Here is a 26,437-nt window from a genome sequence, read left to right on the forward strand (position 1 = left end):
ACGCAACACGGCCTAGAATAGCGTTCTCCGCGAATCCAGATCGAAGCCCAAGATCGAAGCCGAAAATCGAGTTTCATGCCCGTCCGCCAATTACCCGAACAGGTCGTCAACCGCATCGCCGCCGGCGAGGTGGTCGAGCGTCCCGCGAGCGTGGTCAAGGAACTGGTCGAGAACGCCATCGATGCCGGCGCGAGCCGGATCGACGTCTTTACCGATGGCGGCGGGCGCCGGCGGATCGGCATCACCGACGACGGCGGCGGCATGACCGCCAGGGACCTGTCACTGGCGGTCGAGCGTCACGCCACCTCCAAGCTCGACGACGAGGACTTGCTGCAGATCCGAACGCTCGGATTCCGCGGCGAGGCGCTGCCCTCGATCGGTTCTGTGGCGCGGCTTGCCATCACCACGCGGCACGCCGGCGAGCCGCACGCCTGGGCGCTCAATGTCGAGGGCGGCGATAAATCCGAGATCATGCCCGCGGCGCTGGCCCACGGCACGCGGGTCGAGGTCAATGACCTCTTCTACGCGACGCCGGCGCGGCTGAAGTTCTTGAAGACCGACCGGACCGAGGCGGAAGCCATCCGTGAGGTGGTGCGGCGCCTCGCGATGGCGCGGCCGGAAATCGCCTTCACGCTCGCGGGCGAAGAGCGCGCGCCGGTGACCTGGGCTGCGGCGCTGCCCGGCGTCGCCGGTCGCCTGACGCGTCTCGGCGACATCCTGGGGGCAGAGTTCCGCAACCATGCCATCGAGGTCCATGCCGAGCGCGAGGGCGTGGTGGTCGCCGGCTATGCCGCAGCACCTGCGCTGACCAAGGCCAACGCGCTCGGGCAATATCTCTTCGTCAACGGCCGCCCGGTACGCGACAAGCTGATCTTAGGGGCGGTGCGCGGGGCCTATGCCGACTATCTGCCGCGCGACCGTCATCCGGTGCTGGCGCTGTTCGTCACGCTCGATCCGCGCGAGGTCGACGCCAACGTGCATCCGGCCAAGACCGAGGTGCGGTTTCGCAACGCCGGCCTCGTCCGTGCGCTGATCGTGCACGGATTGAAGGAAGGGCTTGCACGGGAGGGCCGGCGTACGGCGGCCAACAGCGGCGAGAGCGCGCTGTCCTCGTTCCGGCCCGCCTTCACGCCGCCGCGCCCAGCGAGCTGGGACTGGCGCGCCTCGCCCTCGGCCCCGGTCGCGCCGATGCCGTCATTCGACGGTGCGGCCGCGCCCGCCTTCGCCGAGCGCGCGCAGGCAGCGTTCGACGTCGGTGCGCCCAGTGCGGACGTGCGGATCGAGAGCCAGCCCGTCGGCGACCTGGTCGACCGTCCGCTCGGCGCGGCACGCACCCAGATCCACGAGACCTATATCGTCTCGCAGACCCGCGACGGCCTGATCATCGTCGACCAGCACGCCGCGCATGAACGCATCGTCTATGAACGGCTGAAGGCCTCGCTGGCTACTAATGGCGTGCAGCGGCAGATCCTGCTGATCCCTGAGATCGTCGAGATGGATGAGGCCACGGTGGAGCGCCTGCTCGAGCGCAGCGAGGAGCTGGGGTCGTTTGGCCTTGCGATCGAATCCTTCGGCCCCGGCGCGGTCGCGGTTCGCGAGACGCCGTCGCTGCTCGGCAAGGCCGACGCGGGCGGGCTCTTGCGCGATCTTTCCGAGCACATGGCCGAGTGGGACGAGGCGCTGCCTCTGGAGCGCCGCCTGATGCACGTCGCCGCCACCATGGCCTGCCACGGCTCGGTGCGCGCCGGCCGCAGGCTCAGGCCCGAGGAGATGAACGCCCTGCTCCGCGAGATGGAGGGCACCCCAAACTCCGGCCAGTGCAATCACGGCCGCCCGACCTATGTCGAGCTGAAGCTGTCGGATGTCGAGAAGCTGTTCGGGCGAAGGTAATGTTCGAATTTACGGCCGCTTCAAAAACACGAACTCCGTGTCGTCATAAGCGCGCCGCTCCAATTCCTCGAAGCCCTCCGGCGTGACGAATTGCGCAGCCTTTGCCTCTTCCACGACGAGCAGCGCGCTCGGCGTGAGCCAGCCGCCGTCGCGCAAGCTCGCAAGCGCCTTCTCCGCAAACCCCTTGCCATAGGGCGGATCGAGAAACACCAACGAGAACGGCTCGACCGGATGCGCAGGCCCGAGATCGGTCGCATCGCGGCGATAGACTTTTGTCACGCCGCCGAGGCCCAGCGTCTCGACATTGTTCCGCAGCAGGGCGCGCGCTTCCGCGCCGTTGTCGACGAACAGCACGAATTTAGCGCCGCGTGACGACGCCTCGATGCCCAGCGCACCGGTGCCGGCAAAGAGATCGAGCACGCGCGCATCCGCAATCGGATCGTCATAGGCGTGCACGAGGATGTTGAACACGGACTCGCGCAGGCGGTCCGCCGTGGGGCGGATGTCGCGCGAGGACGGTGAGGCCAGATTGCGCCCCTTCAAGCGACCGCCGACGACGCGCAACGTCAGTCCTCCTTCGGCGCCAGATCGCGCTTGCCGTGATAGCCGCGCTTGGGACGGCGCGGCGGGCCGTAGCCGCTCGCCTCAGCCTCGTTACGCTCGCGCGCTTCCTCGCTGCCGGTGCGTTGCACCAGCACGCGGCGGCCCTTGCGGTCGTTGATCACGCCGCGCTTGGTCGCCGGCTTCTTTTCGCGCGGCGCGTCGTCTCCCTCATGCGAGGCAGATTTCTGCGGCACGTCGAACTGCGCGCCCGATTTCTCGATGATCTTTTCGCCGAGCTGGTCGCGCAGCACGCGGGACTTGATCTCCTCGACCTGGCCTTCCGGGACCTCGCCGAGCTGGAACGGGCCGTAGGAGACCCGGATCAACCGGTTCACCTCAAGTCCGAGATGGGCACAGACGTTGCGCACTTCGCGGTTCTTGCCCTCGCGGATCGCGAACACCAGCCAGACATTGGCGCCCTGGTCACGCTCCAGCGTGGCGTCGATCGGACCGTATTTGATGCCCTCGATCTCGACGCCGTTCTTCAGCTCGTCGAGCTGCGCCTGCGTGACGTCGCCATGGGCGCGGACACGGTAGCGGCGCAGCCAGCCGGTGTCCGGCAGCTCGAGCGTGCGCGCGAGCCCGCCATCATTGGTGAGCAGCAGCAGGCCCTCGGTGTTGAAGTCGAGCCGGCCGATCGAGATCAGCCGCGGCAGACCTTCGGGCAAATTGTCGAACACGGTCGGACGTCCCTCGGGATCGTCATGCGTCGTCATCAGGCCGCGCGGCTTGTGATAGAGGAACAGCCGCGTGCGCTCGCGCTCCGGCAACGGCTTGCCGTCGATGGTGACGACATCGTTCGAGGTGATGTCGAGCGCAGGCGAGTTGATCACCCGGCCGTTGACGCTGACGCGGCCTTGCGTGACCATCTCCTCGGCATCGCGGCGCGAGGCGAGGCCCGCACGCGACAGCACCTTGGCGATACGCTCACCGGCTTTCTTCGGCTTGACCTCTTCCTCGCGGCGCGGCCGCCGCTCGGAATCACGATCGCGCTCGCGATAGGCGCCGCGGCCGCCGAAGGCCGGACGCTTCTCGAAGATCCTGCTCTCGTCTTCGTTTTCGCGGCGTGGACGATCGCCGGAACGCGCTTCGCTGCGGGGATGCTCATGCCAATCGGAGCGACCCTCGGAGCGCTCGCGCGGACGATCGAATTTGGGGCGCTCACCGCCGCGATCGAACCTCGGACGATCATCGCGTGGACGATCGAACTTGGGACGATCGAATTTGGGCCGCTCGCGGAACGGACGGTCACCCGATGGACGATCGTCGCGCGAACGCGAAAAGCGCGGACGGTCGTCGCCGCCGCCTTGCCGATCGTCGCGCTTCTGCCAGGGCTTGTCCTGACCGCGGTCGCTGCCGCCGAAATCCTTGCGCGGACCCTTGCTGAAGTCCTTGCGCGGCGGCCGGTCGCCGCGCGGAGCCGCATCGCGCTTCTGCCAGGGTTTTGAATCGCTGCGCTCGCTGCGATTGCGGTCCGGTGCGCCGCGCGAAAACTTCCGCTCGCCGTCGAACTTGCGTTCCGGACGGTCGCCACGCGGCGCGTAAGGTCGCTTGTCACCAAACTTCGCGTCACCGGTTCGGCCGGCCGGACGGGAATCGTCGCGATCCCTGCGCGGCGGACGGTCATCACGCCCATAGGACGGGCGATCACCGCGCGGCTTGAACGGCCGCTTGTCGCCATCGCGCGAGGGGCGATCGGAAAAGGGGCGGTCGCCACGGGGCTTAAACGGGCGCTTCTCGCCGTCGCGCGACGGACGATCCGAAAACGGACGGTCTTCACGCGGCTTGAAGGGCCGATCGCCACGCGGCTTGAAGCTGCGCTCGCCACGATCCTCACCGCGCGGCCGGTCTTCACGCGGCCGATCTTCGCGATTGAACTTCGGGCGGTCGCCGAAATCGCGGCGCGGGGCATCGCCCTCCTCGCGGCGGCGGAAGGGACGGCTGTCGCGGTCGCCGCGGGGCGGGCGGGAATCGCCTTTGTCCCCGGGAGGGCCGCGCTTGGCGAACTTCTTGTCGGGTCCGCGTGGCTTGCCGGAGCGGCCCTTGGCCGGGCCGCCCTTGGCCGGGCCGCGATCACGCCGGCCGCGGGAATCGTTGTCTTTGTCGCTGTCGCGAGGCATGAATAATCTCACTCAGGGGGTGGCCAGAAAGCATTGTGCGCGCTCGTTTCGAGCCGCATGCTCAGGCAAATTCGGTAAGCACTTCTGCTGAAGGCGCAGCTACTAGCAGGTTTCTCGCGATGATACGAGGCTTGAAAGCCCCCTCTTTCATGGATTTGGCGCTCAAAACGGCCGAAAACGCCGGAAAGGCGGGCGAAGTTCCGATCGGATGCGTCGTGGTCCGCAATTACGAGGTGATCGCCACCGCGGCGAACCGGACGCTGACCGATTACGACCCCTCGGCGCACGCCGAGATCGTTGCGCTGCGCGAGGCGGCCAAGAAGATCGGCAGCGAGCGCCTGGTCGACTGCGACCTCTACGTGACGCTGGAGCCCTGCACCATGTGTGCGGGCGCGATCTCGTTCGCAAGGGTGAGGCGCCTGTATTACGGCGCCGCCGACCCCAAGGGCGGCGCGGTTGAATCAGGCGTGCGGTTCTTCACCTCGCCGACCTGTCATCACGTCCCGGATGTCTATTCCGGGGTCGGCGAAAGCGAAGCGGCGCGGCTGCTCAAGGACTTCTTTCGCGAGCGGCGCTAGGATGCGGCAAAGAACTCACGCAGCGCCTTTGCGGTGACGTCGGGGTTCTCCTCGGTGAGGAAGTGGCCGGAATCCACCGGCATGCCATCCACGTTGGTCGCCCATTGCTTCCAGATGTCGAGCGGGGTGGCGGCGGCTTGCGCCACGCCGGCATTGCCCCACAGCGCCAGCATGGGAATCGTGATCTTCTTGCCGGCCTCGAAATCGGCCTTGTCGAGATCGTAATCGAAATAGGCGCCGGCGCGGTAATCCTCGCACATCGCGTGGACGCGGGCGGGGTCGCGGAACGGGGCGATGTAGTGTTCGAGCGCGCGCTCGTCGATGGCGTCCAGCGTCTTCGATCGGGTCTGGCTCGCCATCTTGAAGCGCAGGAAGAACTCGCCGTTGCTCGCGACCAGCGTCTCCGGCAACGGGGCCGGCTGCGCCAGAAAAGTCCAGTGATAGATCTTCAGCGCGTAGGCGCGGTTCATCCGCTCCCAGTAATTATAGGTCGGCAGGATATCGAGCACGGCAAGCTTCGACAGCCGGCCGGGATGATCGAGCGCCAGCCGATACGAGACGCGGCCGCCGCGGTCGTGGCCGGCGAGCGCGAAGTGCACGTGGCCGAGCCGCTCCATCGCCTCGATCATGGCCTTGGCCATCGCGCGCTTGCTGTAGGGGATGTGCAGCGCGTCGCTCTCGGGCATGTCGGACCAGCCATAGCCGGGCAGATCGGCGATGATCAGCGTGAACCGGTCGGCCAGCTGCGGCGCGACGCGGTGCCACATCACGTTGGTCTCGGAGAAGCCGTGCAGCAGCAACAGCGGCGGTCCCTTGCCGCCCACGCGGGCGAAGATGCGGCCGAAGGAGGTGTTGATCCATTCGGAGGCGAAGCCGGGATAGAGGTCGGCGAGATCGGACATCTTCTGCATCCTTATCTGTCAGCGTGGGATCTGTTCGGTCTTGAGAATGCCTCAAAACAAAAACTCGAAAAACAACCCCATGCACAGTAGCTAAGTCCAACAGCCGCCTACACAATTTCGGAGTGCGGACGGCGGGGCCGCGCATTGCGCGCGCCTGCGAAAAAAGCCTGTCAGCCCTTGGACTTCTCGGCGTCCACCGCCTGCCAGCCGATGTCGCGGCGGCAAAAACCTTCCGGCCAGTTGATGCGATCGACGGCCTGATAGGCGCGCGCTTGCGCTTCCGTCACGGTCTTGCCGAGCGCGCAGACATTGAGCACGCGGCCGCCATTGGCGAGGATGGCGCCGTCCTGCTCGACCGTGCCGGCGTGGAAGATCTCGGCGGTCTCGACCTCTGAGGCGTCATCGAGCCCCTCGATCCGCGTGAATTTCTGATAGTCGCCGGGATATCCCTTCGCCGCCATCACCACCGTGAGCGCGGCCTCCGGATGCCAGCGCAGGTCAAAGTTCTTCAGCTGCCCGTCGCAGGCGGCGAGGAAGGCCGGCACGATGTCCGACATCATCCTGAGCATCAGCACCTGGCACTCGGGATCGCCGAAGCGCACGTTGAACTCGAACAGTTTTGGCCCTTGCGTCGTCAGCATGATCCCGGCGTAGAGGATGCCGCGAAACGGCGTGCCGCGCTGCTTCATGCCTGATACCGTCGGCAGGATGATCTTGGCCATGATCGCGTCATGGATCGCCGGCGTCACCAGCGGCGTCGGCGAATAGGCGCCCATGCCGCCGGTGTTCGGACCGACGTCATGGTCGAACACGCGCTTGTGGTCCTGCGCGGATGCCAGCGGAATGGCGGTCTCGCCGTCGCACAGCGCGAAGAAGCTGATCTCGCGGCCCGGCAAAAACTCCTCGATCACGACCTCGGCGCCGGCCTCGCCAAAGCCGCCCTCGAACATCATGGCGATGGCGTCCTCCGCCTCGCGCACCGACTTGGCGACGACGACGCCCTTGCCGGCGGCAAGACCGTCGGCCTTGACCACGATCGGCGCGCCCTGGCTCTGGACGTAGGCACGCGCGTCGGCGGCGTTGGTGAATCGCTTGTAGGCGCCGGTCGGAATGCCGAATTCGGTGCACAGCACCTTGGTAAAGCCCTTCGAGCTTTCGAGCTGGGCGGGGATCCTGTCCGGCCCGAACGCCTTGATGCCGGCGGCGGTGAGGTCATCGACGATACCGGCCGCCAGCGGCGTCTCCGGGCCGACCACCACGAGCTCGACCGCATTCGTCTTGCAGAAGTCGATCACGGCGGCATGGTCGGCGACGTCGAGCGCCACGCATTCCGCCTCGCGCGCGATCCCGGCATTGCCCGGCGCGCACCAGAATTTGGTCACCAGGGGAGAGGCTGCGATCTTCCACGCCAGGGCATGTTCGCGGCCGCCGGAACCGAGGAGGAGAATGTGCATCGAGGGCTCGAAAAAAGGGGCTTGTTGGGGCGGAGGTCGCACGAATCGGCCCTCGCCTCAAGGGCAAACGCCCCGCACTCCCCGTCATTCCGGGGACACCCCCTGAGCCGAGTCGGTCGGGGGGCGTGAGCCTCCTTCTTTGCCGTGTACGCCAACGCTGGATGGAAGGCGCTTCCGGTTCAAATACGAACTAAAGCTGGTCCAGCGAAGGTTGCCGACCCACGGCCTGCAAATCTGGAAGATGCTTGTCCTCGATAAAACCGGCTTCGAGGGCGGCGGCCTTGTTCAAAATGGCCGTCTGTACCTGCCTTCCCCAACTGCTGCCCTTTGCTGTCTCCGGCATCGCAAACCGAATTTGGATTTGAACTGCCTCTCCAGATTTAGCCCCAACAGCTTTGGCAAAGACATCGCAAAATTCGTCGAACTGTTGATCCAGATTGCGCCCGGGCGAGTTCGTTTTTTCCCATTTGTCGAGTGGCCCAAACTCCTTCACCAAACGCTTGTAAAGCACCCGACGCACGTCGCCCGTCCAAATGTCCGGTTGCCAAGCCATCAAGCCCCCCCTGTTGTTTGGACCGCAGTATGCGGTAGCCGTTCCGATTCTCGCGGACGCGCTTAGGCGTCAATAAGACCACCTTTTGAGTGCCCAGTCCGCTATCGTTTTCGAACGATCCCGAATGGATTTTGAGTTCCAGATTTTTACCTTGGCTACGTCCCTGGCAGAAGCAAAAATAGAATCGGCGTAAGCTTTACGCTTGACGGCAAAATCACTTTGGCCAGCTGCTGGATTCATGGTCGGCGTAAGCGGAAGCAGGTTACCCCAAGTATGTACAAGGTTTTCGTAATCATCTGGAATAGCATTCTGCCACTCGCTTGTTGGCGTTTGCGGAGCGATATGTTCGATGTGATGATTGTCGGATGGGGATTCACCTTTAAGACTCAGTTCGTATTCACGAATGGCGTAATTGGCGATTTTTCGGTGATAAAGGTCCCCAGTCTCTATAGCGGCACGAAACTCCTCGTCATTGGGCCAGCTTATGGTCGGCTTGCTGCTGATGGATTGAAAAGTCCGTTCGGGCGTGACCACTTGATCTAAATTGCTGCTTTCGCCAACGAGGTCTTGCCAAAGACCCTTAAACACCGCGTGGAGGCCGGTGGGTTCGATTCCAGCAACCGCGCGCCGGATTAGAAAGGACTCTACGGCATCTAGGGTGGCGCACGCATTCCCTTCCGAGATAAGTCCAAGTTCAAAAGACCGAAGTACCTTGAGCAAGAACGGATAGACGGAGGACGGCCGACCTGACCTATAGATACGGTCAACGCGGAGGGCGACCTTGGGGTAATCGGACTTATACGGTTTTCCAGAATTCAATGCCAGGTAAGCCGGCTGATATTGTTCGAGATCATCTATGATCTGTTTGGGATCAAACTGTTCCCAGTGTTTCCGAAGAGCGCCAAAGAGATCTGCTTTCTTTACGTTTGAGTTATGTAACAGGCCATACGGAAACAGAAATCTATCGAGGTCGGTGTTTTTGTCTTCGAACCTACTAACGAACGGCTCCCATCGGGACTCAAAGAGATGAAGGGCTGTTTGCGGGTCGTCGCCTGAGCGGGCAAAGACCTCGTTTCTCACAAGGTCGGCGACGGTGACGGGTTCAGCACCGTAGTTCAATCTTTCGAAAATCTTAGGCGCGACCGTTGGATCGCGGAGAGAAATCGACACAACACTTAGTCGAGAGGTAATTATCTCAACGCGATGCCCGAGCGCGTCCAATCCTTTGTCACGCAACAGCTTGCTTAGATCGGCGCGAATCCGGTTGTACTGCGTGACCATTGTGCCTTCTGCCCTTCCGCTCGGAATGGGCGGCTTTGGCGGATTGGACGCAACAATCTGGTGCTGACTAAAATTTTTGATCTCAATGATCCGTTTCCAGAGCGCAGCAAACTGTGCGCGGTCATTAAATGAGGGAATGAGTTTGGTATTTACTGACAAGCCTGACATCGGCCTGACCAAGAGATAACGCCCCAAAATGTCGGACGCCCAGTTAAGTTCACCGGCGCGAGCGGCCACTTCGACGGCGGCCATTACGCTAAGATAGAGCGTAGTAATTCGTTGCTGGCCATCGACGATCATCCACGTCGGCGGACGGCCTGGACCCATTCCGATGCCAAATGAAACAACGACACCAAGGAACACGGCGGCATCGGTCTCTTCGTCGATAGTGCCAATGTCTTGCAACATCGTCTTGTAATGACTTTCCTTCCACATATAAGGTCGCTGGAAGAGCGGGATTGAAAGCGTGTTGTCCCCAGACAAGAGGTCATAAAAATTTGCCTCTTGAGGCAGGTCCGTCACCTTCAGTTTGTGATCCATTTCATCGCCCTTGCGCGCCCGTTTCGATCATCTTGCCATAGGATTTACGCTGACAGTGCACTAAACTCCAAATCCAAAGCATCAGTGGGAGATAAAGCATCAGTGCAGATGGTTTAGTGCACTGTCACCGTAATCCCGCACACGTATCGCTGTCGTGGACCATTTTTCGCTAGCGAACGGAGTTAACCGCAAAGCACATATGAGAGCACTCTCTCAGGACTTAGCGAAAACAAGGCGGCTGTATGAACGACCCTTGGTACGCCCCGAGGGAGATGGATTTGTGGTGTTCGACGGCAACCGGCGGACTTGCTGCATGAAGCTGCTCACTAATCCTCGGCTGGCGCCAAGCGAAGCCTGGGTCGAATTTTACTCTGAGCTGAGCTCACCTGAGGTAAATGAAGCATTTCTGCAAATCGAGTGCGAAGTGGAGGAGGATCTGGAGGTAATAGACGAGACCTTGTTGCGCCGTCACACTGGAAGTCAGGAAGGGGTCGGTCAAAGTCCTTGGGACCCAGAAGGTAAGTCGTTCTTTCTTCAGCGAACTGGAAAGGCCAGCGTCGGGTTGGGAGAGTCGATCGAACGAGCCTTGAAGACCGAACAGTTGATCCCCGCAGAGTTGAGTTTGCCTTGGTCCAACCTTGAACGACTTTTTAGTTCCGAGCCCATCCGGAAACGCGCCGGATTCTCATTTTCCGGCGGGGAACTAACCTATCTTACCGATAAGCAGAAGAATCTCGAGACGCTTCAGCGCGTCGCCACTGATCTTGCCGGTCGGGGTAGCAAAAGAATTGTGCTCAACGATCTGTGGAACAATGCAAAGAAAGGACAGTATTTAGACCAGCTCAAAAGCGAGGGGGTCATGATCGATGCGGTGACGATGCGCCCGGTGGCCCCCGAAACTCAGGACCCACCGATTGCGCATACGAGCTCTCCTGCCCGGACGTCGAGAGGCCCGGCTCCCAAGGACAAGCACCTAATCTCCAGCGCCGATCAAAATCCATTCATGGAACATCCTGGATCGGAGCGCGCGCAAAATATCTGGCGCGAGCTTCAGTTCTCGTTGCAGTTTGACCAGCATGACAACGCAATCGCGGTACTCATGCGCGTTCTCCTTGAGTTAGCGATCATCCACTACGCCCGAGAACACGGCCTTGTATTTGGACCTTCAGACTTTTTTGCGCGTCGCGTGTCTTCCGTTGCAGATTCAATGCTGAACCGTGGTCTAATTGATCAAAGAGCCCGCGCGATTATTCGAAAGTTCGAGAGCGATAAGCCGATCGTTTCGGCTCACTCAATGCATCAGTACGTTCACAATCCTGATTACCACCCTGCCAGATCGGATTTGAAGGCAATATGGACGGTGATTCGTGCAGTTGTGATTATCCAATAACCATTGAATCGATGATGCTTCATCTCTCAACGGACCATGGCGGTCGTTGTAGGGATTCAAACGCAAGCGCGATAATTCGATTTCAGCAATTTCCATGGAAATGCACATCAAAAATAGGAAAGGAATTGAACAACTTTGAATTGATTATTTCAGTAGGTCAACTGCCCCACGCGAGTTCAGCCAGCTAATTCTGCGTAAATGTGTCCAGCAGGGCTCCGGCGTCCTTGGACAGATCGATGTAGCGCAGGCTGCCACAGTTGCTTCCTCTTCGAGCCGCGAAAGCGGTGAATTGAACGAAGCTTGTTGGGTATCGGTGGCGAAGCAGTCTGGCTGATTAGTTCTTGTTTTATCAGTGTTTTTGAAGGCGGCCCATCGTCTCATCTAAGGGAGAGCGTCATTTCCAATCGACCTTTGGGATCATTGTTGCTTTTGTCGATTTCGCCGGACACTAAGATTGTCGCATTCTAAGAATGTGGGACGATTTCTGCCTGCGTTTCCGCCAAGGAGAAGCAAACTATGCGGGAGTTATTTCTCTGCAAGGCCGCCGCTCACTGGTTAGCATATAAGAAAGCTGCTGGCTTTGAGCACGCCCTTAGTGAAGCCCTTCTCATCGTTCCAATAGCCGAATGCTTAGCCGCCAATGGATATACCCTCAGGACAGAGACAGACACCACGAAGTACGACGTAGGGACGCCGGGTTTGTTCAACTACGACGTAATCGCTGAGAGAGCAGGCGCGATCGTATTTCTTGAGACTAAGTATCTAAAGACAAAGCCCAACGTAAATCGGTGCCTGACAGATTTGCTGAAACTGGCTCTGCCCCCCGCCGATAATTGTCAGCGTCTGTTGCTCGTCGCCGGCAAGGCGAAAGCTTTAGAACTTCTCCGATTGCAGCCGCAGTATCACGTGGATGATCTTGAGAGCGTAGCTAAGTCAGATAAGGAGTTCGGCCGCTTTCTGAACAAATTTAAGACCGAGAAAAGCAGTCCCAAACTTGTTTCTGTTCAGGCCTCAGACTCTATTGAAGCGGATGGCGAGGTCGTAAAGGCATTCACTGTTAGCCGCAAATAAAGTGGGTTTGGTGCCCGCGCTTCATTCAAGCTTCAAGATCACCTCTCCCGGGCATGCTGCTGGGCCTACCCCTGCTTCCCCGCAATAATCTCCTGCAACGTCGCCACATGCCGCGCGAACGCGCCGCGGCCCGTCGCGGTCGCGGTGACCGTGGTCTGCGGCTTCTTGCCGACGAAGGCCTTCTCCACGGACACGTAGCCCGCCTTGGCCAGCGTCTCGATATGCGCGCCGAGATTGCCGTCGGTCGCGCCGGTGAGCTTCTTCAGCCGGGAGAACTCCAATCCTGCGGAGACCGGCAACGCGTTCAGCGCCGCCATGATCTTCAGCCGCAACGGCTGGTGGATGATGTCGTCGAGCTCGGCCATCAGATCCGCCGCATCCAGAGGCCGCCGAGGATCAGGCCCCCGCCGTTGACGAAGGCCATCCAGAGCGGAAACGCCTCGCCGATGTAGAAGTAGCCGATCAGCGTCAGCGCGGAGATGCCGAGACCGATCGCGATGAAGGCATAGCCGAACCAGAGACCCGCCAGCGAATAGAACAGCATGAAGTAGAGCGGCCAGAACGTGCCGAGCTGGCGCGGACCGAAATGACCGAGCAAATTGGTGCAGAGATAACCGAAGGCGAAGAACAGCACGAACACCAGAAGGAGTCTGACGTTGAAGGCGGCGCCATGGGAGTGGTGCGGCGGATTGAAGATGCGCAGCGCCACCAGACCGCCGGCGCCCAGCGCGTCCGCGGCAACCCAGGCGTAGACCGCATAGACCGGCCAAAGCCAGGTCACGAGATTGGCCGCGAACACCAAGATGCCCCACCAGACGGCGGCGTGGCTCGCCAGCTCATAGAGCTGCGATTGCTTCACGCGCTGGACGATGTCGTCGATATCGGCCAGCGCCGCGGAGGCTTCCTTGCTGTCGATCATGTCGTCCCTTTCTGTCCCTGCGCTATCTCGTATGACGCTCGGTGACAGCTGAGCAAGCGCCTCGTCCTTCGAGATGACCGCTTGCAGCGGTCTCCTCAGGATGAGGCTCAGCTGCACCAGGCCCCGTTGCAGCGACCGCCGCACACTCCGCCCTCATCCTGAGGGCCCGCCGCAGGCGGGCGTCTCGAAGGATGGCCGCGAGCTCGGTGACAGCTGGGCAAGCGCCTCGTCCTTCGAGACGACCGCTGCGCGGTCTCCTCAGGATGAGGCTCAGCTGCGATTGCCTTGCCGTCAGCGGACCGCATCATGACTGCCCTGCCCCGCGCGTCGCCACATCGTCGGCGATGACCGAGATCGCCTTCGGGTTGGTGACGATGCCCATGTGGTTGATGCCGTCGATGACCTTGACGTCGACCGACGGTTTGATGGCCTGCACGACTTCCGCATACTTGTCCGAGATCATCATCTCGTCCTCGGCGCCGCCGAAGATCGTGACGGGGCGGGTCGTCGCCGGAAGATCGATGCGATAGCCGCGCGTCGCGAAATTGCGCGTCAGGCGATCGGAATAGGTGGCGACGAGGTACTTTGCCGAAGTCGCGGGCACGGCGAGCGCGAGCACCGGGAGCTGCGAACAGCAGTCGATGCCGAGCTTGCGCAGCGTGGCAAGCGCGAAGAAGCGCGGCAGGTCGACATTGGCCCAGCCGCCGGCATGCGGCTTATTGGTCGGCGCGTCATAGCCGAGATAAGGCGCGAGCAGCACGGTGCGCACGAACATGTCCTGCATGATCGGCGTCGCGGCGACGCGCAGCGAGAAGCCGGCGCCGGCGGAATGGCCGATCAAGGTGAGCGGCAGCTCCGGCGCGGTCTTGCGCACCTCGGCGACGAAGTCGACGAGGTCGTCCTCGAGCTGGCCGACATAGAAGATGTCGCCGCGCGTGCCGGAGCCGCCATGGCCGCGGATGTCGAGCGCCCAGGTCTCGACCCCGCGCGCGGCGATGGCATGGGTCAGGGCATGATTGACGGTGCCGCTGGAGCCGGACGAGCCGTGGATGAAGATCGCGCCGCGGCGCGTCGCACCGCCGCTGGCAGCGTAGTGGCGGAAACCGATCCAGGTGCCGTCGCGGGCCTGGAAGCGCTCCAGGGGCGGGAGGGTGGTCCAGTCGATGCCCTTGGCGGAGTCGGAGACCGATTTCATCTCCGGTGGTCGCTGGAGCGGGGTCGCGATCATCGCGGCCAGGATCAGCGCCACGGCGCCGACCGCACACAAGGCCCATTTCAGCCCGCTCAAAACACCGCGCAGCAGTCGAATTGCCATGATCCACTCCCCTCAAACTGATCAACTATAGAGCACTCTATAATACAGAGTACTCTTCTGATCAATCCCCGGATTGGCGCGGCGCTGCAAAAATCCTTAACGTCGGGTCTGATCCCCACATGCCGAATCGTTTGCCGATGCCTTCAGCGGAACCCCTGCTCAACACTCCCGAATTCACCGTTTCCGAGCTCTCGCAGTCCCTGAAGCGGACGGTCGAGGACACCTATGGCCATGTCCGGGTCCGCGGCGAGATCTCCGGCTTCCGCGGGGCGCATTCCTCCGGCCATTGCTATTTCGCGCTCAAGGACGAGAGCGCCAAGATCGAGGCGGTGATCTGGAAGGGCGTGCACGGCCGCATGCGCTTCAAGCCCCAGGAGGGGCTCGAGGTCATCGCCACCGGCAAGCTCACGACCTATCCGGGCTCCTCGAAATACCAGATCGTGATCGAGGCGCTGGAGCCGGCCGGCATCGGCGCGCTGATGGCGCTGATGGAAGAGCGCAAGCGGAAGCTCGCGGCCGAAGGCCTGTTCGACGAGGCGCGCAAGCAGCTGCTGCCGTGGCTGCCGGAGGTGATCGGCGTGGTGACCTCGCCGACCGGCGCCGTCATCCGCGACATCCTGCATCGGCTGGAGGACCGCTTTCCCCGCCACGTGCTGGTGTGGCCGGTGAAAGTTCAGGGCGAAGGCTCGGCCGAGCAGGTCGCGGCCGCGATCCGCGGCTTCAATGCGCTGCCGGAGGGCGGCAAGATTCCGCGCCCGGACGTGCTGATCGTCGCGCGCGGCGGCGGCTCGCTGGAGGACCTGTGGTCGTTCAATGAGGAGATCGTGGTCCGTGCCGCGGCCGAGAGCATGATCCCGCTGATCTCGGCCGTGGGGCATGAGACCGACATCACGCTGATCGATTTCGTCGCCGACAAGCGCGCACCGACGCCGACGGCGGCGGCCGAGATGGCCGTGCCGGTGCGCAGCGATCTCTTTATCGAGGTCGGCGATCTCGGGCGACGCACCCGGTCCTGCTGGCAACGCGGCCAGGAGAGCCGTCGCAGCGAGCTGCGTGCGGCCGCGCGCGCGCTGCCGGCCGCCGGCGATCTGCTGGCGATCCCGCGGCAGCGGCTTGATTCGGCCGGCGCGTCCCTGCCCCGCTGCCTCAAGGCCAACACCCATGCGCATTTCCGCAGGTTCACCGCCGCCAGCGCCAAGCTGACGCTGCGGGTGCTGCACGGCCAGATCGCGCAGGCCGATCATCGCCTCACCGTGTGCGGCGAGCGGCTCGGGCTGTCCACGCGCTCGCTGCTGCGGCGGCGGCGTGATCGTTTCGCCGGGCTGGAGGTGCGCTTGCGCGCCTCAAAGCTCTCCAATGCGCAGGCGCAGCGCAACGCGATTCACCGCCAGCGCGAACGCACGCATCGCCTTGCCGAGCGCGCGGGCCGCGCGCTGGCGACGCTGTTGCAGCGGCTGGATGCCCGCGTCGAGAACAGCGGCAAGCTGCTCTCCGCCTTGTCCTATCGCGGCGTGCTCGCGCGCGGCTTTGCGCTGGTGCGCGACGAGGCCGGCCATCCCTTGCATTCAGCGGACGCGATGGGGCCTGGTGCAAGGGTCGAGATCGAGTTTGCGGATGGCCGCGTGGGTGCGACCGCGGATGCGGATCGGCCCGCGGCTGCAGCGAAGCGCGCGCCGGCGCAAGCGAAGGCGGCTGCGCAGGAGGCGAAGCCAGCTCCGAAGCGCGTGGGCAAGCCGGTGGATCAGGGGAATTTGTTTTAGGCGGGAGGGTGGCGCTCCACCCTCGGTGTCATTCCCCGCGGAGGCGGGGAATCCAGTACGCCGCGGCTTCTCGATCGATCATATCCGTCTCGGAATACTGGATCGCCCGGTCAAGCCGGGCGATGACAGTGAGTATGTGGGACGCGTGCCACGAAATCGCTGTCGTAGCCCGCATGAACGTAGCGACATGCGGGACCAGTGGTCCCGGATATCGCTACGCTCATCCGGGCTACGAGTCTGCGCGTCTCAGCGGCAGGACAAGCCCGCGTCGATCGTGGTCCAGAAGCCGCAATGTTCGGGCACGAGTTGCGGCGCGCCGGCATGGGCTTCGAACAGATGGGCTTCGAACAGGAAGACCGCGACGGTGAAGACGATCAGGGCGGAGGAGAACAGGACGAAACGGTTGCGCATGGGATTGCGTTTAATCGACATCATGGTCGAATGATGGCGTCGTCACGGGCTGAAACCATCGCGGCGCGCGGCCCGTAGAGTCACGGTCGGCCATTTTCCGTGCAGGGCGGTGGTCGATGCGGGGCTGTCCGCTGTTGTTCCCTTGGGCGGCCCCGCCTTCGCTCTCACGAGCTACGGCGCGGCGAGCCCGCTCGGCACATGTAGCCCGCATGAGCGCAGCGATATGCGGGACGGACCTTCCCGGATATCGCTACGCTCATCCGGGCTACGGCACTGCCGTCACCGCGCCAGCCACTCGACGACCTCTTTCTGCGACTCCGCGCGCGCTTGCGCATCGGTGCCGAGATGGCCGTGCTCGGGCGCGGCGGCATCAAGGCTGCCGGCGGCGGCGTGCAGCGGCGTGTTGGCACGGTCGAAATCGTGATAGGCGCCGGGATAGACCAAGATGCGCGCAAGCGCGCTGCGGCCATGCGCACCATCGACCATCTGGCGGCAGGCCGGCGGCGACGAGACGTCGTCATTGCCGCCGATCAGCACCAGCGTCGGCACCCGTGTGCTCCACCCAAGGCCAGCGGAAATCCTGCAATCCGGATAGAACGCGATCGCGGCGCGGAAATCCGGGCCCACCTCGCGCGCGAGGTTTTGCGGACGCACGGCCCAAAGCAGCGCGCTGGCGCCATTCGCCCAGCCCATCAGGCTGACGCGGTCGCGCGCAACCCAACTCTGTTTCATCAACCAGGCGCGCGACGCCGCGATGTCGGTGACGCCTTCGCGCCGCGCCTTGACGTGGATGTCCTTGACGCGGCATTGCGGCCCGAGCTCGCGCGAGCCGTAGCTGTCAGGAAGCAGGACGGCGTTGCCGGATTTGAGCAGCCGCTCGGCCCAGTCGCGATAGCGCGGCAGGACGGAATCGGAATGGCCGCCGAGACCGCCGCAGCCGTGCAGCGCGATCACGGTCGGAAACGGCCCCGTGCCCTCGGGCTTGTAGAGCTGCGCATGCAGCACGCCGGACGAAAGCGGAATCTCGACCGGCTGCGGCGCCGGCGACGCTTGCGCGGCCGACATCAGCAACGTCAGGAACAGGGCGGTAAACGGAAGGCGCATCGAACTTTGCCGTTGGATCCTTCGCTCAAGCACTATCATGCGGAAACGGCGCCAAAACATCACAAACCGGTGGGTTTTACCGGGCGGACAAGCCACCCTATCTATGCTACATCCCGTCCAACACATCGTGCCCTCCATGTGATCCCGGAGCGGCCTTCCACGGAGACTTTCGACCGTGCTGAACAAGTTCGGCCCCTCGGGCCATGGCGAAGCGCAGGTGCAGTATCTCGACGGCGATTTCCGCGTGATCTCGCCGGGGACCTTCGTGCGTTGCGCGATCACCGATACGCGCATCCCGCTCGACGAGTTGAAATACTGGAGCGTAGATTTGCAGGAAGCCTACGCCACGCCCGCCGCCGTGCTCGAGCGGCATTACCCGGGCGCGCCCAAGCCGCAAGCTTGAGGCGGCGGGCGGTTGTTTCATTGAAGTCTCCTGATCGTGTGAGATCGATAGGAGCTTTGCGATGAATGTCGCGTGAATGGTGGTGCTGTAGGGTGGGCAAAGCGCAGCGTGCCCACCATCTCGACCGTCGAACCGGAAGCATTATTGGTGGGCACGCTTCGCTTTGCCCACCCTACGAGATCAACGCCTTGAAAAGCGCCGCTCGCGCGCCTTGTAGAGATGATCGCTGATCAGCTGCCGGAGCGCTGCCGGGTCGTCGAACTCGAGCTGGACCGCGAACGGCACGATGCCATCCGGCACGCCTTCGCGGCCGTGCAGACGGGCGAGATCCTTTTCCGTCGTCACCAGTGTTTGCTGCTCGCGCTGCGCCTCCGCGGCGAGGGCTGCGATCTCGTCATTCGAAAACATGTGATGATCGGCAAAGGCGCGGGTGCGCGCGAGCTCGATACCGCCAGCGCGCAACGTACGGAAGAACCGTTCGGGATCGCCGATGCCGGCGAACGCGAACACCGGCTTGCCCAACAGTCTTGCGACCGACCCGGCGTCGGGTTTCAGCCGCGCGCGCAGCACCGGCTTGTTGCGCCTGGCAAGCTCGGCGGCGACAGCGTCGGCGGCGCGGCCCCCGCCGATCAGGACCAGCGCGTCGGTGCGCGCGAGCTGCGCCTTCAGCGGCGCACGCAGCGGACCGGCGGGAAACACCTTGCCATTGCCGAGGCCACGCTCGCTGTCGATCACGATCAGCGAGGTGTCCTTGAGGAGACGCGGGTTCTGGAAGCCGTCGTCCATCAGGATCACGGTGGCGCCTTGCGACTTCGCCAGCACGACGCCGTCGAGGCGGTCGCGCGCGACCGTGACAGGAACGTCGCGCGCCATCATCAGCGGCTCGTCGCCGACATCGGAGGCGGTGTGACGCATCCGGTCGACCATCACCGGGCCCTTGAGGCTGCCGCCATAGCCGCGGCTGAGCACCACCGGCGTCTCGCCGAGCTCGCGCAGGAGCTTGGTGAGCGCCAGCACGGTCGGCGTCTTGCCGGCGCCGCCGACATGATAGTTGCCGACGCAGATCACGGGGATGCCGGCGTCGACGCCCTCGCGCAGCATCCGCCGTTCCGTGATCGCGCCATAGAGCGCACCCAGCGGCCCCATTGCGTAGGATTCGAGGGAACGTGGCCGGTACCAGAAGGCCGGCTCACGCATTGGCGGCCCCCATCTCGATCCGCAACTGCAGAAGATAAGGCTCGAGCGCGGTCATGGTGCGGTTGAGTGCGCCGCCGAGATCCTCGACCACGCCGGCGCCCGACTGCTGGATCTTCCGGCGCAGGGCAGGATCGGCGAGCAGCTGGCCGAGCTGCTTGATCAGCAGCTCCTGCGTGTCGGCCTGGCGCGCGCCGCCACTGTGATCGAGCGCCTCGTAGACATCGGCGAAATTGAAGACGTGCGGACCATGGACGATGGCCGCGCCGAGCTTGATCGCTTCGATCGGATTCTGGCCGCCATGGTGGATCAGCGATCCGCCCATGAACACGATCTCCGAGAGGCGATAGAACAGGCCGAGCTCGCCCATGGTGTCGGCGACATAAACGTCGGTGGTCGCCGTCGGCAGCTCGTCGCGCGAGCGCAGGGCCGGCTTCAGGCCGGACGCCGTGATCAGGCCCGCGATCGAGGAGCCGCGATCCGGATGGCGCGGCACGATCACGGTCAGGAGCTGCGGGAAGAAACCGCTGAGGCTGCGATGCGCCGCCACCAGCATCTCCTCCTCGCCCGGATGGGTCGAGGCCGCGACGATGATCGGACGCCCGCGCGTCATCGCCATCAACCGTTCGAGCTTGGCGGGGTCGGCCGGCGGCGCCGGCACGTCGAGCTTGAGATTGCCGGTGGTGACGACGTCGCGGCCGCCGAGCGCCGAGAAACGCTCGGCATCGGTCTTCGACTGCGCCAGACAAATGTCGAACCGCGACAGCAGCGCCGAGATGGTGCCCTGCATGCGGCGCCAGCGCGGGAACGAGCGCGGCGACATCCGCCCGTTGATCAGCACCATCGGCACGCGGCGCGCAGCGCCAGCCAGGATCAGGTTCGGCCACAGATCGGATTCGATGAACAATGCCAGCGACGGCTTCCAATGGTCGAGGAAGCGCGCGACATAACGCGGGGAATCATACGGCACGTATTGATGGATGACGTCGGGCGGAAAGCGCTTTGCCACAATGGCAGCCGACGTGACGGTGCCCGAGGTGAGCAGAATGCGCAGGTTCAGATCGCGCAAGCGCTCGATCAGGGCCGCCGCGGCGAGGACCTCGCCGACGCTCGCGCCGTGAATCCAGACCAGCGGACCGTGCGGCCGCACGTCCCGGGACAGGCCGCGCCGTTCGCCGACGCGCGCGGGATCTTCCTTGCCCTGCTTCAGGCGCCGCTTGATCAGCACAGGCGCGAGCGGCACCAGGCCGCGCGCCAGGCGCCGGTACATCCGCAGCGTCAACGGCAGCGAGCCGGGCAGCGATTTAGGCATCTGCAGGTCCCGGCCGGCCGAGTTGCGCATAGGCGCGGCGGGTCGCCTCGTTCAAGGTCTCCTCCAGCTCGAGCCGCAGCGCTTCCATGGTGGCGGCGTTCGCATCGGGCGGAACGTGGATTTCCTTGATGCCGACCAACGCGCCCCGCCCGAACGGCAGGTTGATGGTGGTGCGGTCCCAGTTCTTGAGCCGGACGAAGCGGCTGGTCGCCATCGCAAAAGGCATGATCGGCCGCCCCGATTCCCGTGCCAGCATGATGATGCCGAGCCCGGCCACGCGCGAGCGCTTGGGGACGTCGGCGGTCAGCGCGACATTACAACCGTCCTCGAGCGTCCGCACCATTTCCTTGAAGGCACCGACCCCGCCCTTGCGGTGAAACGCGCCGCCATGGTCGCCGGACCCGCGGATGGTGCCGATGCCGAGCCGCTCGGCGGCAATCGCGTTGAACTCGCCGTCGCGGTGACGGGAGATCAGGACCCTGGCCTTGTACCAGTCCTTGTTCTTGATGAAGGGGGTGAGGAAATGCTGGCCGTGCCAAAAGGCGAAGATCGCCGGGATCTGCGGCTCGACCCGGTCATAGACGTCCGGCGGGTCGAACGTGAATGTGTTCGTCCGCCAGACCAGGCGCAGATATTCCGCCGCCAGGATTCCGACGGCACGCTGGACGAAGCTGCTCCTCAGCGTATTGCGAAGCAGCTTTTTCAACGCGCCGGTTCTTGATTCGGGTCGAGCAGCCGGTGGAGATGGACGATGAAATAGCGCATCTGCGCGTTGTCGACCGTGCTCTGCGCCTTGGCGCGCCAGGCGGCGTGCGCGGTCGCATAGTTCGGATAGAGGCCGACGATCTCGACGTCGTCGAGGTTCTTGAAGGTGTTGTGCTCGAGGTCGACGAGCTCGCCGCCGACGACGAGGTGGAGCAGTTGTTGCGGGGCACTATCTGGCATCGGTTCTGTTCCTAACGGGCTGCCCGGCAAAGCAGTGTTCGACAAGCACGAGAAAGCGCTTCACGGCAAGGGGCGGTTTCGAAAATGCGAGACAATGTTCGCATGACGATCGCGCCCCGCTGCCACCAGCACCCCATGCGTGACTTGCCGGCGGTTATAGAGGATGGGATCTCCGGAGAGATCGCTCATCCTACCATCGGCTTCCTGCACGATCAAATCCGCCGCGGCAAGGTCCCAATCATGACTGTTGCCGCCCGCAAAAGCCGCATCCAGCGCGCCATGGGAGACCCGGCACAGCCGCAGCGCGAGCGAACCGATTCGCGGATGCAGCTTGATCTCGCCCAGTGACGGCTTCAGGCGCTCGACCAGGGGCTTCGGACCCGCGACCCGCGAGAAGTCGAGCTCGGACCCAGCCGTCGCCCGCACCGGCACATCGTTGAGGGTCGTGCCCTGGCCGCGGGCGGCGAAGAAGAACTCATCGCTCGTCGGCGCGAACACTGCGGCCAGCACCGGCGAGGCATCCTCGACCAGCGCAACGCTGACGCACCATTCGTCATGACCATTGAGGTAGTTGCGGGTGCCGTCGATGGGATCGACGATCCAGGTCAGCCGCCGCGACAGCCGCACCTCGTCGTCGGCGCTCTCCTCCGACAGCCAGCCATAGTCGGGCGTCGCCGCGCGCAGGCGCGATTCCAGCAGATCGTTGACGGCAATGTCGGCTTCCGAGACCGGCGAGGACGCGCCCTTGGTCCACTTCTTCAGCTCGGTGCGGAACATCGACTGCGCGAGTGCGCCCGCCTCCCGCACCGTGTCTTGCAGCAGCGCCGCGTCGCGCGTCAGGATGGCTTCACCTGTTGCGTTCGCGTCAACGTCCGCCAAGCGTCAAACCCTCGATGCGCACCGTCGGCGCATTGACGCCGTAGCGGAACTCGAGATTGTTCGCCGGCTGCATCGACTTGAATATCTCGAACAGATGGCCGGCGATCGTCACCTCGCTCACGGGATAGGTAAGCTCGCCGTTCTCGATCCAGAAGCCGGAGGCGCCGCGGCTGTAATCGCCGGTCACGCCGTTGACGCCCGAGCCGATCAGATCGGTGACGTAGAACCCCTGCTTGATGTCGGAGATCAGCTCGGCCGGGGTGGGCGTGCCGGGTTCAAGATGCAGATTGTACGGGCCGGGCGACGGCGAGGAGGAGACGCCGCGATGGGCGTGGCCGGTGGTGGTGAGACCGAGCTCACGCGCGGTGGCGCAATCGAGCAGCCAGGTCGTCAGCACGCCTTCGTCGATCAGCGCGATCTTCTTCACGGCGACGCCTTCGGCGTCGAACGTCTGCGAGCGCAGGCCGCGTTTGCGCAAGGGATCGTCGATGATGCGGATGTTCTTGGCGAACAGCTGCTGGCCGAGCTTGTCCTTCAGGAAGCTGGTCTTGCGCGCGATCGAAGCGCCATTGATGGCGCCGACGACGTGGCCGACCAGCGAGCCCGCGACGCGCGGATCGAACACCACAGGCACCTTGCAGGTCGCGACCTTGCGCGGATTGGCGCGAGCCACGGTGCGCTCGCCCGCGGATCGACCGACGATCTCCGGCGACAAGAGGTCGGCACCATGCGGCGCCGAGGTGAAATCGTAGTCGCGCTCCATGCCGGTGCCGTCGCCGACAATGGCGGTGGCGGAGATGCCCTGGCTGGACCGCAGATAAGAGCCGTGGAAGCCGGTGCTGGTGACGAGCACCATGCCGCCCATGCCGGCGGAGGCCGAGGCGCCGCCGGATTTGGTGACGCCCTTCACACCGAGCGCCGCAGCCTCGGCTTCGAGCGCGCGGCGCTCGAGTTCCGAGGTCGCGGGCACGTCAGGATCGAGCAGATCGAGATCGGGGAAGTCGCGCGCGAGCAGGGCGGGATCGGCAAGGCCGACATATTTGTCGTCGGGCGCGACACGCGCCATCGCAACCGCTCGCTCGGCAAGCTTGGTCACGGCATCGCCGCTGGCGTCATTGGTCGAGACCACCGCCTGGCGCCGGCCGACCAGCACGCGCAAGCCGACATCGTCGCCCTCGGAACGTTCGGATTCCTCGACCCGGCCGTCGCGCACCTCGACGCCTTGCGAGACGCCGCGCACGGCGACCGCATCGGCCGCATCCGCGCCGGCGCGCCTGGCAGCCTCCACCAGCCGCTGCGCGAGATCGGAGAGCGCAGACTGGTCGAACAGGTCGCGACCGGCTGTGGACGAATCCTTGGGCGAAAGCGTCGAGCTTGGTGAAGGGTTCACAAACGAAATCCTGTTGAGGCGGGCTGCGGGACCGGAACCCACAGATGTGCCCTGATCGCGCGGACTTCAAGCATTTTCAGCCCACCAAAAGCTCAGATTCGCAGCTTGCGCGCAACGTCTCGTCAATCATGCGTGCCAAGGTCTTGTCAATCATGCGCGGCGGTGAGGTTGGATTAACCAGCCTTTTTAAGCGGTTTCGGAAAGGCTCGCGCTAAGGTCCTCACATCGACCGGGAACATAATCCTGGCGGGGAGAACTAAAGCCGTGAGGCGTCAAACAGCAACAAGCGGGATCAATCCCGCCGGGTCGAGCCGCTCCCTGCGGCTCGACCCCCTTTCCCTTCCGGTCCGCTTCGATGCGCATGATCCGCGCGCCGACGGATATGTCCGGCAGATCGAGCTTCATCGCGAACGTGTCGTGCTGCACCGTGCCGTCCGCGGCATGCGGATGGCGATCAACGTCCGCGTCAGCGACTTCATCGGCGTCGCGCTGCGCGGCAGCCATGAGGCCCAGACCCTCGTCCTCGTGCATCGCGATCCCTCGCTCTCCATTCCGCTGCTGGTCAGCGCCGATGGAGACGAACTCGTTGAGGCCTGGGCGATCTGGAGCGAGCTGTTCGCGCTTCCGCAGCTCGACGAAGGCGCACGCAAGCCCGCGCCGCGGCGTCGCCGCGCCAACGCGATCCGCCACCGCCGTCCGAAATTTCTGATGCGCCGCCGCACCGGTGTCGCATGCGAGTTGTCGGTGCATCGCGATGAGCGCGAGATCATCGCACGGAGTTAAGCCGCCCGCATCACCGCGTCGGCCAATAAGCCCGCAAACAACAACAGCCCCGCGTCGCGGTTCGAATAGAACAGGCGCTTGCAGAGATCGCCGTCGCTGATATTCAGCCGCGCAATCTGCGAGACCAGATGCACGGCGAAGGCCCCAAGTCCGAGCCAGGCCGGCCAGCGCGCATCGCCCGACGCCAGCGCCACGCCGATCAGCAGCACCGCCAGGCCGTAGAACAGGATCAGCGCCTGGTGCGTATGCGCGCCGAACAGGCGCGCGGTGGACTTGATGCCGATCAGCGCATCGTCCTCGGCGTCCTGATGCGCGTAGATCGTGTCGTAGCCGATTACCCAGGAAATCGCGCCGGCATAGAGCACGAGTGCGGTGACGTCGATGCGCCCGAAGGTGACGGCAAATCCCATCAGGGCGCCCCAGGAGAACGCGAGCCCGAGCACGATCTGCGGCCACCAGGTGATGCGCTTCATGAACGGGTAGATCGCGACGATCAGCAGTGAGGCAATGCCGGTCAGGATCGCGAAGCGGTTGAACTGCAGCAACACCACGAGCCCGATCAGCGCCTGCGCGACCATGAAGGCCAGCGCCTGCTTCGCGCTCACCTGGCCCGACGGCAGCGGCCGCGAGCGGGTGCGCTCGACCTTGTCGTCGAGATCTCGGTCGGTGATGTCGTTCCAGGTACAGCCGGCCCCCCGCATCACGAAGGCGCCGATGAAGAACAGGACGATGGTGAGCGGCAGGCCGCGGACGTCATGCGCCATGCCGGCGGCGAGCGCCGCCGACCACCAGCACGGCATCAACAGGAGCCAGGAGCCGATCGGACGATCGAAGCGGGACAAGCGCAGATAAGGCCGCGCCCATTGCGGCGCACGCGTATCGACCCAGTTGCCGGTGGAATCGGCAACTCGGGCGGATGTGTCGCTCATCGGGTCAGGACGTTGCCGTTGAGTGTATCGAAGGTGCTGCCGCCCTTCTTGCCGGCATTGGCCTCGGGCGCCGAGCCCGAACCCAGCACTTCGCTCAGCGACGGACCGGCCGGACCGCGCGGCTGGTTCTGCATCTGCTGCGCGACGTTGCAGACCTTCGCCGTCATGGCTTCGGTGTTCTTGTGGCCGTCCTTCATCTGCGCGCCGACCTGCGCCGGAATCCCGCACTTCGAGGCATTGGCCTCGATGTACTTGATCATCTTGGTCTCAGCCTGGCTGAAATTGCGGATCAGCTTGCAGGCCTCGTCAGGCGGGGCGTGACGGTCGCTCGCGGCCTTGATCAGCTTCCCGCGCTTTTCGGCATCCTCGCGCAGAGGCATGAAGGCCTTCATGCAGTCCTCGCCGGGACCGGCTTGCGTCGGCGGGGCCGCGCTGAAGGCGCCGGCGCCACCGACGGGTGCGGCGCCGTTCACGGGGAAGGAGGATTGCGGCGCGCCGCCGACGGAGGCGACTGGCGCCGAGCCGTTCACGGGCGGAAACGCGGAACTCGTTGGGGCCTGGCCCGGCAGCGGCGCGGGGAAACCCTGCGCATAGGCACAAACGGCGCCCATCGTGACCATGGCGGCAGTGATCGGAACCATCAAATGACGGATCATCAAGGCAGTCTCTCCGGCAGGAGCTTGCGGGGTTCGGCGTCTTCCCAATTGAAGC

General features: G+C 64.0%; 26 protein-coding genes. 7 read left to right on the plus strand and 19 right to left on the minus strand.

Annotation, left to right across the window (positions count from 1 at the left end):
• Positions 1-75 precede the first annotated feature (75 nt).
• Positions 76-1,890, plus strand: coding sequence for a DNA mismatch repair endonuclease MutL (mutL, locus tag AC0L3U_RS05185; RefSeq protein WP_473360932.1), 1,815 nt, complete (start codon positions 76-78; stop codon positions 1,888-1,890).
• Positions 1,891-1,899: 9 nt separating this feature from the next.
• On the opposite strand, the gene rsmD is transcribed toward mutL, so the two are convergent.
• On the minus strand, positions 1,900-2,454 hold the full coding sequence (gene rsmD, locus AC0L3U_RS05190; RefSeq protein ID WP_473360933.1) for a 16S rRNA (guanine(966)-N(2))-methyltransferase RsmD: 555 nt from the start codon (positions 2,452-2,454) through the stop codon (positions 1,900-1,902).
• Positions 2,455-2,456: 2 nt separating this feature from the next.
• A complete protein-coding gene (locus tag AC0L3U_RS05195) occupies positions 2,457-4,613 on the minus strand; it encodes a pseudouridine synthase (protein WP_473360934.1) in 2,157 nt (718 codons plus the stop codon).
• Positions 4,614-4,732: 119 nt separating this feature from the next.
• Here AC0L3U_RS05195 and AC0L3U_RS05200 point away from each other — a divergent pair, with 119 nt between their 5' ends.
• Positions 4,733-5,191: a nucleoside deaminase gene (locus tag AC0L3U_RS05200; RefSeq protein ID WP_473360935.1), complete on the plus strand. Its 459-nt coding sequence runs from the start codon at positions 4,733-4,735 to the stop codon at positions 5,189-5,191.
• Here the strand turns inward: AC0L3U_RS05200 and AC0L3U_RS05205 are convergent.
• The 4 genes from AC0L3U_RS05205 to AC0L3U_RS05220 form a co-directional block, all read right to left on the minus strand.
• Positions 5,188-6,093 carry an alpha/beta fold hydrolase gene (locus AC0L3U_RS05205; protein ID WP_473360936.1) on the minus strand — a complete coding sequence of 302 codons (906 nt, stop codon included), beginning with the start codon at positions 6,091-6,093 and terminating at the stop codon, positions 5,188-5,190. The two genes, AC0L3U_RS05200 and AC0L3U_RS05205, sit on opposite strands and share 4 nt — an antisense overlap.
• A 170-nt stretch (positions 6,094-6,263) precedes the next feature.
• Positions 6,264-7,547, minus strand: coding sequence for a phosphoribosylamine--glycine ligase (purD, locus tag AC0L3U_RS05210; protein WP_473360937.1), 1,284 nt, complete (start codon positions 7,545-7,547; stop codon positions 6,264-6,266).
• 190 nt (positions 7,548-7,737) lie between these two features.
• Positions 7,738-8,100 carry a hypothetical protein gene (locus AC0L3U_RS05215; RefSeq protein ID WP_473360938.1) on the minus strand — a complete coding sequence of 121 codons (363 nt, stop codon included), beginning with the start codon at positions 8,098-8,100 and terminating at the stop codon, positions 7,738-7,740.
• A gap of 69 nt (positions 8,101-8,169) precedes the next feature.
• A complete protein-coding gene (locus AC0L3U_RS05220; protein ID WP_473360939.1) occupies positions 8,170-9,921 on the minus strand; it encodes a DUF262 domain-containing protein in 1,752 nt (583 codons plus the stop codon).
• Between the two features lie 313 nt (positions 9,922-10,234).
• Here AC0L3U_RS05220 and AC0L3U_RS05225 point away from each other — a divergent pair, with 313 nt between their 5' ends.
• Together AC0L3U_RS05225 and AC0L3U_RS05230 are read left to right on the plus strand one after the other, a co-directional pair.
• Positions 10,235-11,311 (plus strand): hypothetical protein, encoded by a 1,077-nt coding sequence (locus tag AC0L3U_RS05225; RefSeq protein WP_473360940.1) that lies wholly within the window; start codon positions 10,235-10,237, stop codon positions 11,309-11,311.
• A 516-nt stretch (positions 11,312-11,827) separates the two neighbouring features.
• Entirely contained in the window at positions 11,828-12,382 is a 555-nt protein-coding gene (locus AC0L3U_RS05230; protein ID WP_473360941.1) for a hypothetical protein, read from the plus strand.
• A 65-nt stretch (positions 12,383-12,447) separates the two neighbouring features.
• Here AC0L3U_RS05230 and AC0L3U_RS05235 read toward each other — a convergent pair whose 3' ends face one another.
• From AC0L3U_RS05235 to AC0L3U_RS05245, 3 genes are all read right to left on the minus strand, one after another.
• A complete protein-coding gene (locus AC0L3U_RS05235; protein WP_473360942.1) occupies positions 12,448-12,747 on the minus strand; it encodes a winged helix-turn-helix domain-containing protein in 300 nt (99 codons plus the stop codon).
• On the minus strand, positions 12,747-13,301 hold the full coding sequence (locus AC0L3U_RS05240; protein ID WP_473360943.1) for a hypothetical protein: 555 nt from the start codon (positions 13,299-13,301) through the stop codon (positions 12,747-12,749). Before AC0L3U_RS05240 ends, AC0L3U_RS05235 begins: the two co-directional genes overlap by 1 nt.
• Before the next feature lie 304 nt (positions 13,302-13,605).
• Complete coding sequence (locus tag AC0L3U_RS05245; RefSeq protein WP_473360944.1) at positions 13,606-14,616, minus strand: alpha/beta hydrolase; 1,011 nt, start codon at positions 14,614-14,616, stop codon at positions 13,606-13,608.
• Between the two features lie 137 nt (positions 14,617-14,753).
• Between AC0L3U_RS05245 and xseA the strand changes: the two genes are divergently transcribed.
• Positions 14,754-16,376 carry an exodeoxyribonuclease VII large subunit gene (xseA, locus tag AC0L3U_RS05250; protein WP_473360945.1) on the plus strand — a complete coding sequence of 541 codons (1,623 nt, stop codon included), beginning with the start codon at positions 14,754-14,756 and terminating at the stop codon, positions 16,374-16,376.
• 246 nt (positions 16,377-16,622) lie between these two features.
• On the opposite strand, the gene AC0L3U_RS05255 is transcribed toward xseA, so the two are convergent.
• Together AC0L3U_RS05255 and AC0L3U_RS05260 are read right to left on the minus strand one after the other, a co-directional pair.
• On the minus strand, positions 16,623-16,811 hold the full coding sequence (locus tag AC0L3U_RS05255; protein WP_473360946.1) for a hypothetical protein: 189 nt from the start codon (positions 16,809-16,811) through the stop codon (positions 16,623-16,625).
• A gap of 255 nt (positions 16,812-17,066) precedes the next feature.
• Positions 17,067-17,891, minus strand: coding sequence for a dienelactone hydrolase family protein (locus tag AC0L3U_RS05260; RefSeq protein WP_473360947.1), 825 nt, complete (start codon positions 17,889-17,891; stop codon positions 17,067-17,069).
• Positions 17,892-18,066: 175 nt separating this feature from the next.
• Between AC0L3U_RS05260 and AC0L3U_RS05265 the strand changes: the two genes are divergently transcribed.
• On the plus strand, positions 18,067-18,294 hold the full coding sequence (locus AC0L3U_RS05265) for a DUF2093 domain-containing protein (protein WP_007596922.1): 228 nt from the start codon (positions 18,067-18,069) through the stop codon (positions 18,292-18,294).
• 180 nt (positions 18,295-18,474) lie between these two features.
• Here AC0L3U_RS05265 and lpxK read toward each other — a convergent pair whose 3' ends face one another.
• From lpxK to AC0L3U_RS05295, 6 genes are read right to left on the minus strand one after another with little or no spacing between them, the layout of a single operon-like run.
• Positions 18,475-19,491, minus strand: coding sequence for a tetraacyldisaccharide 4'-kinase (gene lpxK / locus AC0L3U_RS05270; RefSeq protein ID WP_473360948.1), 1,017 nt, complete (start codon positions 19,489-19,491; stop codon positions 18,475-18,477).
• Complete coding sequence (locus tag AC0L3U_RS05275) at positions 19,484-20,830, minus strand: 3-deoxy-D-manno-octulosonic acid transferase (protein WP_473360949.1); 1,347 nt, start codon at positions 20,828-20,830, stop codon at positions 19,484-19,486. The genes lpxK and AC0L3U_RS05275 overlap by 8 nt, the downstream gene beginning before the upstream one ends.
• Positions 20,793-21,506: a lysophospholipid acyltransferase family protein gene (locus tag AC0L3U_RS05280; RefSeq protein WP_473360950.1), complete on the minus strand. Its 714-nt coding sequence runs from the start codon at positions 21,504-21,506 to the stop codon at positions 20,793-20,795. Before AC0L3U_RS05280 ends, AC0L3U_RS05275 begins: the two co-directional genes overlap by 38 nt.
• Positions 21,503-21,745 carry a DUF4170 domain-containing protein gene (locus AC0L3U_RS05285; protein ID WP_007596929.1) on the minus strand — a complete coding sequence of 81 codons (243 nt, stop codon included), beginning with the start codon at positions 21,743-21,745 and terminating at the stop codon, positions 21,503-21,505. The genes AC0L3U_RS05280 and AC0L3U_RS05285 overlap by 4 nt, the downstream gene beginning before the upstream one ends.
• Before the next feature lie 60 nt (positions 21,746-21,805).
• Positions 21,806-22,624 carry an inositol monophosphatase family protein gene (locus AC0L3U_RS05290; protein ID WP_473287955.1) on the minus strand — a complete coding sequence of 273 codons (819 nt, stop codon included), beginning with the start codon at positions 22,622-22,624 and terminating at the stop codon, positions 21,806-21,808.
• Positions 22,611-24,014, minus strand: coding sequence for a TldD/PmbA family protein (locus AC0L3U_RS05295; RefSeq protein ID WP_473360951.1), 1,404 nt, complete (start codon positions 24,012-24,014; stop codon positions 22,611-22,613). The genes AC0L3U_RS05290 and AC0L3U_RS05295 overlap by 14 nt, the downstream gene beginning before the upstream one ends.
• Positions 24,015-24,278: 264 nt before the next feature.
• Between AC0L3U_RS05295 and AC0L3U_RS05300 the strand changes: the two genes are divergently transcribed.
• Positions 24,279-24,797 carry a DUF6101 family protein gene (locus tag AC0L3U_RS05300; protein WP_473360952.1) on the plus strand — a complete coding sequence of 173 codons (519 nt, stop codon included), beginning with the start codon at positions 24,279-24,281 and terminating at the stop codon, positions 24,795-24,797.
• Here AC0L3U_RS05300 and ubiA read toward each other — a convergent pair.
• Together ubiA and AC0L3U_RS05310 are read right to left on the minus strand one after the other, a co-directional pair.
• On the minus strand, positions 24,794-25,726 hold the full coding sequence (gene ubiA / locus AC0L3U_RS05305) for a 4-hydroxybenzoate octaprenyltransferase (RefSeq protein WP_473360953.1): 933 nt from the start codon (positions 25,724-25,726) through the stop codon (positions 24,794-24,796). The two genes, AC0L3U_RS05300 and ubiA, sit on opposite strands and share 4 nt — an antisense overlap.
• Positions 25,723-26,382, minus strand: a complete 660-nt coding sequence (locus AC0L3U_RS05310; RefSeq protein ID WP_007596938.1) for a hypothetical protein — start codon at positions 26,380-26,382, stop codon at positions 25,723-25,725. Before AC0L3U_RS05310 ends, ubiA begins: the two co-directional genes overlap by 4 nt.
• Between the last annotated feature and the right edge of the window lie 55 nt (positions 26,383-26,437).

The sequence above is a fragment of the Bradyrhizobium sp. Kon69 genome (assembly GCF_055807515.1).

Bases quoted from the DNA above. Each gene is read 5' to 3' on its own strand.
- mutL (WP_473360932.1), top strand. From the start codon at position 76: ATGCCCGTCCGCCAATTACCCGAACAGGTCGTCAACCGCATCGCCGCC.
- AC0L3U_RS05195 (WP_473360934.1), bottom strand. From the start codon at position 4,613: ATGCCTCGCGACAGCGACAAAGACAACGATTCCCGCGGCCGGCGTGAT.
- AC0L3U_RS05200 (WP_473360935.1), top strand. From the start codon at position 4,733: ATGATACGAGGCTTGAAAGCCCCCTCTTTCATGGATTTGGCGCTCAAA.
- AC0L3U_RS05205 (WP_473360936.1), bottom strand. From the start codon at position 6,093: ATGTCCGATCTCGCCGACCTCTATCCCGGCTTCGCCTCCGAATGGATC.
- purD (WP_473360937.1), bottom strand. From the start codon at position 7,547: ATGCACATTCTCCTCCTCGGTTCCGGCGGCCGCGAACATGCCCTGGCG.
- AC0L3U_RS05215 (WP_473360938.1), bottom strand. From the start codon at position 8,100: ATGGCTTGGCAACCGGACATTTGGACGGGCGACGTGCGTCGGGTGCTT.
- AC0L3U_RS05220 (WP_473360939.1), bottom strand. From the start codon at position 9,921: ATGGATCACAAACTGAAGGTGACGGACCTGCCTCAAGAGGCAAATTTT.
- AC0L3U_RS05225 (WP_473360940.1), top strand. From the start codon at position 10,235: ATGAAGCTGCTCACTAATCCTCGGCTGGCGCCAAGCGAAGCCTGGGTC.
- AC0L3U_RS05230 (WP_473360941.1), top strand. From the start codon at position 11,828: ATGCGGGAGTTATTTCTCTGCAAGGCCGCCGCTCACTGGTTAGCATAT.
- AC0L3U_RS05235 (WP_473360942.1), bottom strand. From the start codon at position 12,747: ATGGCCGAGCTCGACGACATCATCCACCAGCCGTTGCGGCTGAAGATC.
- AC0L3U_RS05240 (WP_473360943.1), bottom strand. From the start codon at position 13,301: ATGATCGACAGCAAGGAAGCCTCCGCGGCGCTGGCCGATATCGACGAC.
- AC0L3U_RS05245 (WP_473360944.1), bottom strand. From the start codon at position 14,616: ATGGCAATTCGACTGCTGCGCGGTGTTTTGAGCGGGCTGAAATGGGCC.
- xseA (WP_473360945.1), top strand. From the start codon at position 14,754: ATGCCTTCAGCGGAACCCCTGCTCAACACTCCCGAATTCACCGTTTCC.
- AC0L3U_RS05255 (WP_473360946.1), bottom strand. From the start codon at position 16,811: ATGATGTCGATTAAACGCAATCCCATGCGCAACCGTTTCGTCCTGTTC.
- AC0L3U_RS05260 (WP_473360947.1), bottom strand. From the start codon at position 17,891: ATGCGCCTTCCGTTTACCGCCCTGTTCCTGACGTTGCTGATGTCGGCC.
- lpxK (WP_473360948.1), bottom strand. From the start codon at position 19,491: ATGCGTGAGCCGGCCTTCTGGTACCGGCCACGTTCCCTCGAATCCTAC.
- AC0L3U_RS05275 (WP_473360949.1), bottom strand. From the start codon at position 20,830: ATGCGCAACTCGGCCGGCCGGGACCTGCAGATGCCTAAATCGCTGCCC.
- AC0L3U_RS05285 (WP_007596929.1), bottom strand. From the start codon at position 21,745: ATGCCAGATAGTGCCCCGCAACAACTGCTCCACCTCGTCGTCGGCGGC.
- ubiA (WP_473360953.1), bottom strand. From the start codon at position 25,726: ATGAGCGACACATCCGCCCGAGTTGCCGATTCCACCGGCAACTGGGTC.
- AC0L3U_RS05310 (WP_007596938.1), bottom strand. From the start codon at position 26,382: ATGATCCGTCATTTGATGGTTCCGATCACTGCCGCCATGGTCACGATG.